This is a genomic window from Paenibacillus tritici, assembly GCF_013204885.1.
Taxonomy (GTDB): Bacteria; Bacillota; Bacilli; order Paenibacillales; family Paenibacillaceae; genus Paenibacillus_AQ; species Paenibacillus_AQ tritici.
Map to the genome: position 1 here is coordinate 23,456 of NZ_JABMKX010000011.1, position 13,635 is coordinate 37,090.

15 protein-coding genes and 1 riboswitch are annotated in these 13,635 nt (G+C 53.6%); of the genes, 14 read left to right on the forward strand and 1 reads right to left on the reverse strand.

Translation table 11 applies throughout. From position 1 onward, the window contains the following. Positions 1–69 precede the first annotated feature (69 nt). From HQN87_RS19980 to murB, 7 genes are all read left to right on the forward strand, one after another. On the forward strand, positions 70–1,887 hold the full coding sequence (locus HQN87_RS19980; protein WP_173136965.1) for an APC family permease: 1,818 nt from the start codon (positions 70–72) through the stop codon (positions 1,885–1,887). A gap of 198 nt (positions 1,888–2,085) precedes the next feature. Next, entirely contained in the window at positions 2,086–3,114 is a 1,029-nt protein-coding gene (locus tag HQN87_RS19985) for an ABC transporter substrate-binding protein (RefSeq protein WP_173136966.1), read from the forward strand. A 164-nt stretch (positions 3,115–3,278) separates the two neighbouring features. Beyond that, the gene (locus HQN87_RS19990; protein WP_173136967.1) at positions 3,279–4,340 is read left to right on the forward strand and encodes a FecCD family ABC transporter permease; all 1,062 of its coding nucleotides are present in this window, start codon (positions 3,279–3,281) and stop codon (positions 4,338–4,340) included. Next, positions 4,337–5,371 (forward strand): FecCD family ABC transporter permease, encoded by a 1,035-nt coding sequence (locus HQN87_RS19995; protein WP_173136968.1) that lies wholly within the window; start codon positions 4,337–4,339, stop codon positions 5,369–5,371. Before HQN87_RS19990 ends, HQN87_RS19995 begins: the two co-directional genes overlap by 4 nt. A 58-nt stretch (positions 5,372–5,429) precedes the next feature. Further along, a complete protein-coding gene (locus tag HQN87_RS20000; protein WP_173136969.1) occupies positions 5,430–6,236 on the forward strand; it encodes an ABC transporter ATP-binding protein in 807 nt (268 codons plus the stop codon). A 48-nt stretch (positions 6,237–6,284) separates the two neighbouring features. Beyond that, on the forward strand, positions 6,285–7,094 hold the full coding sequence (locus HQN87_RS20005; RefSeq protein WP_173136970.1) for a (2Fe-2S)-binding protein: 810 nt from the start codon (positions 6,285–6,287) through the stop codon (positions 7,092–7,094). A gap of 139 nt (positions 7,095–7,233) precedes the next feature. After that, on the forward strand, positions 7,234–8,148 hold the full coding sequence (gene murB / locus HQN87_RS20010; RefSeq protein WP_173136971.1) for a UDP-N-acetylmuramate dehydrogenase: 915 nt from the start codon (positions 7,234–7,236) through the stop codon (positions 8,146–8,148). Between the two features lie 78 nt (positions 8,149–8,226). On the opposite strand, the gene ymzB is transcribed toward murB, so the two are convergent. Beyond that, a complete protein-coding gene (ymzB, locus tag HQN87_RS20015) occupies positions 8,227–8,562 on the reverse strand; it encodes a protein YmzB (protein ID WP_173136972.1) in 336 nt (111 codons plus the stop codon). A gap of 168 nt (positions 8,563–8,730) precedes the next feature. Between ymzB and HQN87_RS20020 the strand changes: the two genes are divergently transcribed. From HQN87_RS20020 to HQN87_RS20050, 7 genes are all read left to right on the forward strand, one after another. Further along, positions 8,731–9,468, forward strand: a complete 738-nt coding sequence (locus HQN87_RS20020; protein WP_173136974.1) for a ZIP family metal transporter — start codon at positions 8,731–8,733, stop codon at positions 9,466–9,468. Positions 9,469–9,557: 89 nt separating this feature from the next. After that, a riboswitch (PreQ1 riboswitch) is annotated at positions 9,558–9,601 on the forward strand. Positions 9,602–9,683: 82 nt separating this feature from the next. Next, positions 9,684–10,184, forward strand: a complete 501-nt coding sequence (gene queF / locus HQN87_RS20025; RefSeq protein ID WP_173136976.1) for a preQ(1) synthase — start codon at positions 9,684–9,686, stop codon at positions 10,182–10,184. A gap of 46 nt (positions 10,185–10,230) precedes the next feature. Further along, complete coding sequence (gene queC, locus HQN87_RS20030; protein WP_173136978.1) at positions 10,231–10,893, forward strand: 7-cyano-7-deazaguanine synthase QueC; 663 nt, start codon at positions 10,231–10,233, stop codon at positions 10,891–10,893. After that, positions 10,893–11,375 (forward strand): 6-pyruvoyl trahydropterin synthase family protein, encoded by a 483-nt coding sequence (locus HQN87_RS20035; protein WP_173136980.1) that lies wholly within the window; start codon positions 10,893–10,895, stop codon positions 11,373–11,375. Before queC ends, HQN87_RS20035 begins: the two co-directional genes overlap by 1 nt. Further along, positions 11,368–12,090 carry a 7-carboxy-7-deazaguanine synthase QueE gene (queE, locus tag HQN87_RS20040; RefSeq protein ID WP_173136982.1) on the forward strand — a complete coding sequence of 241 codons (723 nt, stop codon included), beginning with the start codon at positions 11,368–11,370 and terminating at the stop codon, positions 12,088–12,090. The genes HQN87_RS20035 and queE overlap by 8 nt, the downstream gene beginning before the upstream one ends. A gap of 224 nt (positions 12,091–12,314) precedes the next feature. Continuing rightward, positions 12,315–12,710 (forward strand): VOC family protein, encoded by a 396-nt coding sequence (locus HQN87_RS20045; protein ID WP_173136984.1) that lies wholly within the window; start codon positions 12,315–12,317, stop codon positions 12,708–12,710. 31 nt (positions 12,711–12,741) lie between these two features. Then, the gene (locus HQN87_RS20050; protein WP_173136986.1) at positions 12,742–13,560 is read left to right on the forward strand and encodes a VanW family protein; all 819 of its coding nucleotides are present in this window, start codon (positions 12,742–12,744) and stop codon (positions 13,558–13,560) included. Positions 13,561–13,635 lie beyond the last annotated feature (75 nt).

The window sequence follows — 13,635 nt, forward strand, 5'->3', positions numbered from 1 at the left end:
AAATCCACTTATGAAAACAGCGCACGGAATTTCCGTTTCAACTTAACAAAGAGAGGAACTGTTACTACAATGGTAAGCAAGGTAAAACGGCTATTGATCGGGCGTCCGATGAAGTCGAACGAACTCGATCATGAAAAGTTATCCAAGGTGAAAGCACTGGCTGTCCTGTCTTCTGATGCGCTCTCGTCTGTAGCCTACGGAACAGAACAAATTCTAATCGTACTTGTGGCCGCCGGGTTCACAGCTATCTGGTACTCATTGCCAATTGCATTAGCCGTCTTGGGCTTGCTGGCCATTCTGATTTTGTCCTACCGGCAGACGATATTTGCTTATCCGCAGGGCGGGGGCGCCTATATTGTTGCCAAGACCAATCTCGGGGTTCACACCGGCCTGCTGGCTGGCGGCTCTCTTCTGGTGGATTACATTCTGACTGTGGCGGTAAGCGCCTCGGCGGGGACGGATGCGATCACCTCAGCCTTTCCAAGTCTTCATAATCACACAGTTCTTATAGCAGTATCTGTAATTCTACTTCTAACGATTGTCAATCTGCGGGGGGTTACCGAATCCGCTTCATTCATTGCCATCCCGGTATATCTGTTCGTAGTCTCGATCTTTGTGCTGATTATCTCGGGTGTCTTCAAGTATATAACCGGCGGCGCCCATGTCCATGTTCCTGAGATTGGGTCGGCGGTATCGAACGTCAGTATGTTCCTGCTGCTGAAGGCGTTCAGCTCCGGCTGTTCTGCCCTTACCGGGGTTGAAGCAGTCTCCAATGCCATCCCTAACTTCCAGGCGCCGGCGGAGAAAAATGCAGCCAAAACGCTGATGCTGATGGGTCTGATTCTGGGTGTAATGTTCACCGGAATTACGCTGCTCGCTTACTGGTATGGCATCATGCCGGATGCGAAGGCAACGGTGGTCTCTCAGATTACGGAATCTACCTTTGGCCGTGGTGGATTATACTTTTTCATCCAGGGGATTACGGCAGTCATCCTGTTCCTGGCGGCGAATACAGCCTATTCGGCCTTTCCGCTGCTGGCGTTCATGTTCGCCAAAGATAAGTATCTGCCCCATGCCTTCATGGTACGCGGCGACCGGCTGGGCTTCTCTAACGGGATTATCTTCCTCGGCGTCATGTCGGCAGTGCTTGTAGCGGCTTTTCACGGAAATACCGAAGGATTGATTCCATTATATGCAGTAGGGGTATTCATTCCCTTCACACTGTCGCAGCTTGGGATGATGGTACAGTGGTACAGAACCAGACCAAAAGGCTGGCAGAGCAAATTCGCCGTGAATACGGTAGGGATGCTTACCACATTGACCATAACCCTGATCTTCATTATTACCAAGTTCTCCAGCGTGTGGATGGCCTTCATCTTCCTGCCGGTAGTCATCATTGTGTTCCACCGGATTCACCGCCATTATATGAATATTGCCGATCAGCTGCGTATTTGTCCGGCTACCGATAAGCCTTGCATCAAAGGCAGTACCGTTGTAGTTCCGGTGGCGGGTGTCACCCGTGCGGTGCTGCATTCGATCAGCTATGCGAAGTCACTAACCAATAATGTGGTCGCGGTCTATGTAGGGTTCGATGAAGAAGAAATTCACAAGATGGAGCAGAAGTGGGAGGAGTGGAACCCCGGAGTGCGCCTGATTGTCCTGCGCTCCCGTTACCGCAGCATTCTCCGCCCGCTGGTGAAATTCATTGATACGGTAGAGTGGAAGACCGCTTCGACGGACCATATCACCGTACTGATTCCGCAGTTCGTGACCAAGCACTGGTGGCAGGCCGTGCTGCATAATCAGACCAGCCTGTTCATCCGCTCTTATCTGATGAATCAGAAGGATATTGTGATTGCAACGGTTCCGTATCATTTGCACAAATAGACTTTTTCTCTACATGTATAACGGCTGTTTCCGTAGCTTACGGGAACAGCCGTTTTTGGTTGGACGGCAGGAAAATATAACAGAAAGGTGACTTTTCAGTTGACATAGAGAATGAGAATCAATATCATCAGTATGTACGATGCTAAGGCAACAGGTACCAGTGCTAAACATAAAGGTACATATCAGGAGGGGTATTCAATGTTTTTGTTCAACCTGCAAGGATCAGGAAGTGTGAAGCTGGCGGTAGCCGGATTTCTGACCACAACATTGCTGCTGTCCGCTTGCGGAAATAACAATAGTAATGCAGGCGGTAACGGTGCTGCGGCAACTACTGCACCTTCCGCAACTGTAGAAGCCACTGCGGCACCTGCAGAGTCAGCCGCACCTGCTGTGGACAAGACCGTCACAGACGCAATGGGACATAAGGTCACCATTCCCGCCAATCCGCAGCGTGTAATTGCTTCTTATCTGGAGGATTATCTGGTTGCACTCGGCGTGACTCCGGTTGCCCAGTGGTCTACTAAGAACGGTACGCAGGATTACCTCGCTGCTGAGCTTAAGGATGTCCCGCCGATCAGCTACGACCTGCCACTCGAAGCGGTTACCGGCTTCGCGCCAGATTTCCACATCGTCCAGTCGGAAGGCACCGTTCAGAATGGGCTCTATGACCAGTTGAACAAAATTGCGCCAACCTATGTACTCGGCGATGAAGTCAGCAGTGACTGGCGCGCAGCCTTGCTCAAGATAGGTGAGCTGCTGAATAAGACTCCGGAAGCGGAGAAGGCTATTGCAGACTATGAACAAAAGGCGGCTTCCGCCAAATCTGCTGTCTCTGCTGCAATCGGCGATGATTCAGTAGCCATTCTGTGGCTGGTGTCGAAGAACTTCTTCATCGTTGACGAGACCCGCAGCAGCGGTGCAGTGATGTATGGCGATCTTGGAGTGAAGCTCCCGAATCTGGTGACCGAGATACCTGCGGAGTCCAGAGCACCTTGGAATCCAATCTCACTTGAGAAATTGTCTGAGCTGACTGCGGAGCATATCATTCTGGTAAACAGTGACAAGGCAGGCGGAGCTGAGATTACAGAGGGCGCAGTCTGGAAGGGGATTCCGGCCGTCAAGGCAGGGAATGTTCACGAATTCAGTGCAGATACCAGCTGGCTGTATAGCGGTCCTATAGCCAATTCCAAAACAATTGATGATATCCTGAGCAGTTTTGTAAAATAAATTTTTTTGTCAGCTGGAGAATAGGGCAGGCCTTTATAACCCCCCGGGTATAAAAGCCTGCTTTTTGTCTATTAACGGGTTGAACAATATTCATATCTTTGCGATAATGAAAATGAGAATGATAATCATTTGTATCCTCTATAATCCTGATAAGGAGACGGCTTATGGCTTCATCTACACATTCTACTCTACAAGCTCCTTCTGATGAAGGGAATACACCTGTCCAGTCAAGGCCGGTTGCCGCAGCTGCTATTCTGGTGCTGGGAATAGCTGCGATCCTCTTCGGCCTGATGGTATCCGTATCGGTTGGCGCGGCGGATATCCGGCTGGCTACCGTATGGGAGGCGGTCTTCCGGTTCAATCCCGAGCTGCCGCAGCATCAGGTTATCCGGGAGCTGCGAATTCCCCGGGCTGCCGCAGGAGCACTGGTCGGCGCATGCTTTGCTGTTGCCGGTGCGATTATGCAGGGGATGACCCGCAACCCGCTGGCGGATTCCGGGCTGCTCGGTCTTAATGCCGGAGCGGGTGTCGGACTGGCCCTGGCCTTTGCCTTTGCGCCTTCGTTGTCCTTCACGTACATCATGATGTATTGCTTCATTGGAGCGGCTGTGGCCTCGCTGCTGGTATTCGGCATCGGCTCACTCTCCCATAGCGGACTAACTCCGCTCCGGCTGACCCTCGCGGGTGCGGCAGTGAGTGCTATGCTGCTTGCGGTCAGCCAAGGCATCGCCATTCTGTATAGCCTCTCCCAGGATATCGCATTCTGGATGGCAGGCGGGATTGGGGGAGCGAGCTGGAAGCAGCTGCGGATTATGTTTCCTTGGGTCGCGGCAGCTCTGATCGGTTCGCTGATCCTTTCACGTTCCATTACGCTATTAAGCCTGGGCCGGGATGTTGCCGCCGGTTTGGGCCAGCGCACCCGTCTGGTACAGACCGCAGGGATGATTATAGTGGTCATCCTCGCCGGAGCGGCGGTCTCCACCGTGGGCCCGATCGCTTTTGTCGGATTAATGGTTCCGCATATCACGCGTTATCTGGTTGGGGTGGACTACCGCTGGATTATTCCCTGCTCCGCGGTCCTTGGAAGTATCCTGGTCCTGTTTGCCGATATTGCTGCCAGAATGATTAATGCACCCTACGAAACACCGATAGGTGCCTTAATTGCGGTACTCGGTGTACCGTTCTTCATCTATCTGGCCGGTAAACGCAAGGGGGAGCTGCAATGAACAGGTTCCTGCCGTTACCTCCGGATAAACCGCGCCGTTCAAGAGATGTCAGTATTCTGATACTGCTTGCTGCGCTTATCGTCATTCTGTTTCTGGTCAGTATGAATACCGGCTTTATGCGGTTATCGCCGCTCGAAGTTCTACATACCCTGTCCGGCAACGGAACCCGGCAGCAGCAGCTGATCCTGTTTGATTTCCGGCTGCCGCGGATAGTGATATCCCTGCTCATCGGTGCGGGCTTCGCGGTAGCCGGTTCCATTCTGCAAGGCTTGTCGCGCAATGCTCTCGCTGAGCCTTCCACACTCGGGATAAACGCCGGAGCCGGATTCGCCGTGCTGATCTTCATCTCATTTGTGCCGGCAACGACAGCCGCCCCCATCTTCGTGCTTCCGCTGCTGGCGCTGGCAGGGGCTTCGCTTACAGCCGCACTGGTCTATTTCCTGTCTTACAGGAGAGCAGACGGGCTCTCACCGACTCGGCTTATCCTGATCGGGATTGCCGTGGGTGCCGGGATTTATGCGTTTCAGCTGATCCTCTCCTTGAGACTGGACCCGCAGAATTATCAGTTCGTGGCCATCTGGCTGGCCGGCAAAATCTGGGGCGGAGACTGGCGCTTCGTGCTGGCCCTGTTACCCTGGATAATGATCTTTGTGCCCTTCGCATGCTACAAAGCCCGGGTACTCAATGTACTGAACCTGGGTGATGAGACCTCCAAAGGACTTGGAATGCCGCTGGAGCGGGAACGTCTGCTGCTCTTGGCTACAGCTGTGGCTCTGGCAGGCGCCTGTGTCTCGGTCAGCGGAGGGATCGGGTTTGTCGGACTGATTGCACCGCATCTTGCCCGCAGACTTGTAGGCCCGCGTCATCAGATCATGCTGCCCGTGGCCGCTTTGAGCGGTGCCCTGCTGCTGCTCACGGCAGACACTATCGGGCGCTGGATTCTGCAGCCTGCAGAGATACCTACAGGTATCGTGGTGGCGATCATCGGAGCCCCGTACTTTTTATATCTGTTGGCAAAGTCGAAGGCTTAACTATAGGTATTGATAAATGAGGTTTGCATAAAAATTAAAAATTCAAGGAGTGAAGATCATGTCGGATCGTTTAAATACGGAACAGCTGAGCATCGGATACGCGGAAGCATTGATTGTAAAGGGGCTGAATCTGTCACTGCCGACCGGGAAGATTACGGCACTCGTCGGGGCGAACGGTTCGGGGAAATCTACGATTCTTAAGACGATGGCCCGGATCATGAAGCCGAAGAGCGGCAGCGTCATGCTTGACGGGAAGTCGATCCACAATCTGTCCACCAAAGAGGTGGCCCGGCAATTGGCGATTCTGCCGCAGAATCCTACCGCCCCGGACGGCTTGACGGTATCGGAGCTGGTGGGCTACGGCCGGTACCCGCATCAGAAGGGCTTCGGCAGCCTGACGCCTGAAGACCGCAGCATTATCGCGGAGGCGATCGCAGTGACCGGAATGAACGAGTTCCATGACCGGCCGATCGACCGGCTGTCCGGCGGACAGCGGCAGCGGGCCTGGATCGCTATGGCGCTGGCGCAGCAGACGGATATTCTGTTCCTTGACGAGCCGACAACGTTCCTGGATATGGCCCATCAGCTTGAGGTTCTGCAGCTGCTGCAGAAGCTGAATGAGAAGGAAGGCCGGACGATTATAATGGTTGTGCATGATCTGAACCACGCCTCCCGGTATGCGCAGCACATGGTAGCGATCAAATCGGGCAATGTAATTAGTGAAGGCCCTCCGGTTGAAGTCATGACACCGGGAGTACTGCGTGAGGTATTCGGCATTGAGGCGGATATTGTACCTGATCCGCGTACCGGTGTGCCGCTGTGTCTACCCTACGAGCTGGCCGCATACAAGGCTGTCGGGCTATAGCTGTAGGCTTGATTAGGCAGAATTACGGAACGGAGCGTGGTCGTCAGCATGAATGAATTCCTGATTCAAGAATACAGCACCAAGTTCGATCTCCATCCTGTAGTACCGGAGGGAGCTATGTATTCCTTCAATGGAGCTGAATTGGTGGGAGCAGAAGGTATGAAGACCTTCATGGAAGCGTATCGTCCGTTAATGAAGGCGCTTGACGATAAAGCTGCCGGGGCGTATTTCGGCGGTTATCTGACCCATATTGCACTGGCCGTCCAGTATTCGGTTACCGGCTTCTTGTGCGTGCCGGACTTCAGTCTGGGCAATCTTAACCTTCATCTCATTCCTGCGGACGGTTACTGCCGTATTGCGTTCTCACTTAGCGAGTGGAAGCTTGAACAAGCCCCGGCAGATGAACAGAGCCGGAAGGCTTGGCGGAATGATGTATATACCGGATTCTATCAAGCAACTGCCGGTCCTCTGATACGCGCGGCTTCAGAGGTGAGTGGTCTTTCGCTTGGGGAAATCTGGGGCCAGCTGCCGACCAAATTCAATTATTATGTGGAGTCCTTCGCCGCAGAGCTTACAGATCCTGTTCTTCTCCACCGGATGGAGGAAGATTACGCTTATCTGAAGGACGGGCTGCCTGCCGCTGTATTCGGGATGCCACGGAATCCGTTTCAGGTCAAGGTACGGAGAATAGAGTCACTCCCAAGCCCGGAGAAGACGGTACAGATGCGCAACCGCTGCTGCATGTATTACCGGACAGAAGGCGGGCGGCTGTGCTACACCTGTCCACGAATGAAGGAAGAAGAGCGGGCCGCGCGGAGGGAAGAATACCGCCGGGAGCAGGCTTCGGCCGGGGGATAGGTTATAATTGGGAATTATGAAACATAATAATGCTGTAAGCAGCTCACAAACCGGCTCCTGTCATTGACAAGGCAGCCTGTTCGTTGTTAAAGTTGGGGTTGCTGAATCATCTTTTTCAATAGAGTTAGGAGCATGAAGAATGAATATTGACAACATATATGAGGAACTGCAGCAGCTGGTCACCGCAGGCTCGCTGAAACGCCACGAGAATCTTAAGGATCTGGTATATACCCGAATGGGCGGCGACGCGGATATTTGGGCTGCTCCGATTACATATGATGAAATTCAGAGAATATCTGCCTATGCACATACTCATAATATCCCGCTTACGGTACTCGGGAATGGTTCGAACGTCATCATCCGTGACGGAGGCATCCGCGGGATCGTCCTTCAGACCTCGGATCTGACCGGGATGGGACTCCGTGACGGCCTGCTCTATGCGGAGTGCGGAGCGAAGATTATTGATGTGTCGAGGTATGCGCTGGCACAGGAGCTGACCGGGCTGGAGTTCGCCTGCGGTATCCCCGGAACAGTAGGCGGGGCACTGTATATGAATGCCGGAGCCTACGGCGGTGAAGTGAAGGATGTGCTGCATAGCGCGCTTGTGATCGACAAGGACGGACAGCTCATTACCATGCAGGGCGACCAGCTTCAGTGGGGGTACCGCAAAAGCATCTTTGCCAGCGGAGAGTATATTGTGCTGGAGGCCCGCTTCGCCCTTCAGCCGGGTGATCCTGCCGCGATTAAGGCCTCCATGGATGAGCTGACCTATCTCCGCGAATCCAAGCAGCCGCTGGAGTATCCCTCCTGCGGCAGTGTCTTCAAGCGGCCGCCGGGCCGTTATGCCGGCCAGCTGATTCAGGAGAGCGGACTCCAGGGAACGCGTATCGGGGGCGCTGAGGTCTCACGCAAGCATGCCGGCTTCATCGTCAATGCCGATAATGCCACAGCCAGCGATTATATCGGACTGATTCAGCATGTTCGTTCTACTGTCAAAGATAAATTCGATGTAGAGCTGGAGACGGAAGTGGAGATTATCGGGGAAGAATTATAATGAAATGAATAGACGTATTGAAGGCCATGGGTACACTCGCCCATGGCCTTATCCTGCCTTCCCGGAGGGTGGGCTGAATCAGCTCAAGGCAATCGAGTATACGGCTCTGTCCGTCTTCAGCTCGGCCTTGTCTTCAGCAACAGCATTCAGCTTAAGTCCGCTCACGGCAATCTCGTAGCTGGGCTGGGGAAGCGGAACCAGCTCTCCGTCCGCATTCAATGTATTTCCTGAGCCCCGGAGGATCAGCGCACTGTCCAGGTATTCATCAATTACATCCTCGGCGTTGCGGTAGTCCACGGACTCCAGAGTAAAGTGGACGGTATCGAGATCGTCCAGCTCCTGCTTGGTAATCACCAGGGTGGCTTGCTTCTGTGCTTCAAGCCAGTCGATAAGCTTTTGAACATTTTGTTCCATATAGGGTCCCATCCTTTGGTTAATAAGAGATTGTTAATTCTAAGTTACCCTTTTCCGGGCAAATGAATCCATATCCCCGGCGCCCGATTGTTTGCCGTTCTTCTATAAGGTGTAAACTACTTCTATGCACTTCTATTCATTATTACATAACCGGGGAAGGTGAACCTGATGTGGAATGCACTAATGTGGGGCGCTATTTCCGGCTCTGCCGTATTGCTCGGGGCACTGCTGGCCTTATTCCTGTCCATTCCGGGCAAGCTGATCGGCTTCATTATGGCCTTCGGGACAGGTGTGCTGATCGGGGCGGCTGCTTATGAGCTGCTGGAGGATTCTGCAAGTGACGGAGGGCTGACTCCGACGATTATCGGTTTTACCGCTGGAGCACTGGTGTTCACGCTGTTTGACTGGCTGATCTCGCGTAAAGGCGGAGCCGGACGCAAACGCTCAGCCAGAGCTTCAGGGAAGACGGAGGCTAAGGGCGGCGGATTGGCTATTTTTGCCGGAACGGTACTGGATGCCATTCCCGAGTCAATTATGATCGGCGCGAGTCTGATTGCCGGCCAGGGAGTAAGTGTGCTGCTGGTCATTGCGATCTTTATCAGTAATATTCCTGAAGGGTTATCCAGCACCGTAGGGCTGAAGCAGGATGGCTACGGCAAAAGCAAAATTATGCTGCTGTGGCTCGGTGTATTAGTAATCTCGACCCTGGCCTCAGGGGCGGGGTATACGTTCATGGATCATGCGAGCGGGTATACGGAAGCGCTGATTGCTTCTTTTGCCGGGGGAGGGATTATTGCGATGGTGTCCTCCAGCATGATGCCGGAAGCCTATGAAGATGGCGGACCTCTAACCGGATTCATCGCTGCCATGGGGCTGCTGTGCTCGCTCATTCTGGATCAGCTGTGAGGGTTGTCAAGTCTCCTTATGTCGTGGTATAGTTCAAGACGCACCATATGTGCAATCCTAAGTATGAAGAAGAAATCTGCGCCCGCCGCGCAGGAGAGGTTCGCAAACTCCCTCTATAAAAAACTAAGACCATCTTAGTAGAGCCAGGTTTCGAAATCTCGTTCTTCTTTCCAGTTCAGGCCTTGAGCCTAGGGAAAAGAGAGGGGTTTTTTGTCATGTCAGAAGGCAGAATGAAAGAGGAAATGCAAGAGGTTACCCTGCTGGGCAACCAAGGTACGCAGTACAAGTTCGGCTATGATCCGGAGATTCTGGAGGCGTTCGATAACAAGCATCCCGGCCGCGATTATTTCGTCAAATTCAACTGCCCGGAGTTCACCAGCCTGTGTCCGGTTACGGGACAGCCGGATTTCGGTGTGATGTACATCTCGTACATTCCCGATATCCGCATGGTGGAATCCAAATCGCTGAAGCTCTATCTGTTCAGCTTCCGCAACCATGGAGATTTCCACGAAGACTGTGTCAACATTATTATGAATGATCTCATCTCGCTGATGGAGCCCCGCTATATTGAAGTCTGGGGCAAGTTCACGCCGCGCGGCGGCATCTCCATTGATCCTTACTGCAACTGGGGGCGTCCGGGAACCAAATATGAGGCTATGGCCGAGCACCGGCTGGTCAACCATGACCTGTATCCCGAGAAAGTGGACAACCGTTAATCCAGTGAAGTTATGCTCACAGAGCAATAGGAGGAGAGAATTTACGATGAATACAAAAGCACTGGTCGTCTTCAGCGGCGGCCAAGACAGCACCACCTGCCTGGCGTGGGCTTTGCAGCAGTTTGAAGAGGTTCAGGTGGTTACTTTTAATTATAATCAGCGTCATGCGGCTGAGATTGAGGTGGCCCAGGCCATTGCCGCGAAGTTCGGCGTGAAGCAGCATATTCTGGATCTGGGGCTGCTGAACCAGCTGGCCCCGAACGCTTTGACCCGCGATGATATTGAGATCACCGCCGGTGAAGGGGAGGAGCTGCCCAGCACGTTCGTGGATGGCCGGAACCTGCTGTTCCTGTCCTTCGCGGCGATTCTCGCCAAGCAGCTGGGGTACGCCAACATCATCACCGGCGTCTGCCAGACAGACTTCAGCGGATATCCGGACTGCCGGGATGTATTTGTGAAATCGCTCAATGTCACCCTCAACCTGTCGATGGATTACGAGTTCGTGATTCACACGCCGCTGATGTGGCTGGACAAGAAACAAACGTGGAAAATGGCCGATGAGCTGGGCCAGTTCGACTATATCCGCGAGCAAACCCTAACCTGCTATAACGGAATCATCGGCAGCGGCTGCGGCACCTGTCCGGCTTGCCTGCTGCGCCAGCGCGGCCTGGAGCAGTATGAGGCGGAGCGCCGGGAGGCGGGATTATAATGCTAAGCGAAGTATCGGTCTGCAAAATTTTCACCTTCGATGCTGCCCATCAGCTCATCGGGCATAAGGGCAAATGCTGCAACGTGCATGGGCATACGTACAAGCTTGAGGTGGTGCTGAAGGGGGTTCCGTCCGCGCTGGCAGGCCAGTCGGATGAGGGGTTCGTCGCTGATTTCAGCGACATCAAGGGGATGGTGAAGCAGACGGTCGTGGACCGGCTGGATCATGCTTTTCTGGCCATGGGCAATGAGACTGTGCTGAAGACTCTTATGGCATCCGGCTCCAAGGTAGCGCTGCTCTCCTTCCGGACGACGGCTGAGAACATGTCTGCCTACATCGCTCATGAGCTGAAGCGGGCTTCCCTGCCGGTCTATTCGGTCAAGCTATGGGAGACTCCAACCTCTTGGGCGGAGGTGCTGGCTGAAGATATTCCTGATGAGGGGCCGGCTTACCGTCTGTATGGAGGCTGCGACGATGAGTAAGATTCCGGTCATTGAAATGTTCGGTCCGACGATTCAGGGCGAAGGGGCGGTCATTGGCGTCAAAACAATGTTCGTCCGCACCTACGGCTGCGACTACCGCTGCGGCTGGTGTGATTCCGCCTTCACCTGGGACGGCTCAGCCAAAGATAAAGTGACGATGCTGGAGCCGCAGGAGATTCTCTCCGGGCTGCTGGAGCTGGCCGGGGAGAACTTCAATTGTGTTACCATCTCCGGGGGCAATCCCGCGCTGATCGGGGAGGCGATGGGTGAATTCATCTCATTGCTCCATGAACGGGGCATCCAGGCGGCTATTGAGACCCAGGGCAGCCGGTGGCAGGATTGGTTCAGCGAGGTTGATGTGCTGACCATCAGTCCGAAACCGCCAAGCTCCGGGATGAAGACCGACTGGGATAAGCTGGACGAGATTATGGGTAGAGTGGCTAACAACGGCAAGGCTGCACATAGTCTGAAGGTGGTTATATTTGACGGGGAGGATTATGAATATGCTCGGAAGGTGCACTTCAAGTACCCGGAGGTTCCGCTGTTTCTTCAGCCGGGCAACGATAATGTCACCGAGGAAGGCGACATATCGGGCCGACTCTTGGGCCGGCTGGAATGGCTGTTCAACCTGGTCATTGCCGACCCGCAGATGAACCGTGCCCGGGTGCTGCCGCAGCTTCATGCGCTGATCTGGCATAATAAGCGGGGGAAATAAGGCTGGCACATGATATATGGAATGAAGACCGAGCTTCCGCAATGCGGAGGTCCGGTCTTTTTCGTATAGTCCCCCGTTCCGCCTGCTCTTCCTTCGGAGTGCTCGCATCCAATTCCTTTATCCTGGTGATCCCGGATACGCTTCCAGAGTGAATTATCAGTTATAATATTAGGGAGTATAAGTGCTTAAATGCCATGATTTCAGCATATGGAGGAGGGAATGTAATGGAATTCAAAAGCCCGCAGATTAATCTGTATGTCACAGATTTAGCCCGTTCAAGAACATTTTATGAAAAGCTAGGGTTTAAGTTGACTTTCACTGCGGAAATAGAGGGTGAAGCCGTGCATCATGAACTTGTGCTGGATGGCTTCAAGCTGGGGCTGGCCAGCAGGACTTCAGCGAATAAGGTGCATGGGCTGACGCCTGGAACCAATACTGGCAGCGAGCTGGCTCTGTGGACAGAGGATACGGATCTGGCGCTTCAATACCTGCTGGAGAACGGCGGTACACTTCTGTCGGCAGCACATGATTTCCTGGATGATCTGCGGTCCGCATGGATAAGTGATCCGGACGGCAATCCGGTCCAGCTGGTATGCAGACGCTTGGCGCCGGAATTGTGATGCTGCGTTCAGAACAGGAGATCGTATTCCCATGAACCAAGTGATTAATGCCATGAAGCCAATCCGCCGGTCCAAGCTGAGGATGTTTGCCGGCAAGCGCTATTTTACCTGGAAAAGATACTGGAAATGGATCACTGCACGCGGCATTCTCGCCAAAGAACAGCTTACAGAAGCACTGCCCTATGAAGCAGCCAGCCACGCGACACCGCTAATGCGGAAACTGCGCAATGTGGATATGCAGCTTCAATACAACAAAGTAACAAACCTGCGCCTCGCGGTCGCAAGACTTGACGGCCTCGTGATTCACCCCGGCGAGACCTTCTCCTATTGGCGCAGGATCGGCAAGCCGACGAGGAGAAAAGGTTACCTGGACGGCATGGTCCTGCATTATGGCGGTTTCCGTTCCGGTACAGGCGGAGGACTCTGCCAGCTCTCCAATCTGATCTATTGGATGACGCTGCATACTCCGCTAACGGTTACCGAACGGCACCGGCACAGCTATGATGTTTTTCCCGACGAGCAGCGGACCCAGCCTTTTGGCAGCGGGGCTACCTGTGCTTATAACTATCTGGATCTCCAGCTTAGAAACGATACACAGTATACGTACCAGCTGAAGCTGTATTTGGATGAGACCCATCTTCATGGAGAATGGCGTTGTGACGGACAGCAGCTCTACAACTACGAAGTGTACGAGGAGGGTCATCGCATCAGTCTGGAGCCTTGGGGCGGTTACATCCGGCGCAATGCGATCCGCCGCCGGGTGCTGACGCATACCGGTGAACTGGCGGACGACGAGGCGGTGGCGGAGAATCATGCGCTGATGATGTATTCACCGCTACTGCGCGGATAAATCTTGAGGATTCGGGGGTATAACATAGTAGAGCGTGGAATTTAGCAGCCTGCTAAATTTATAATCCTACTACCG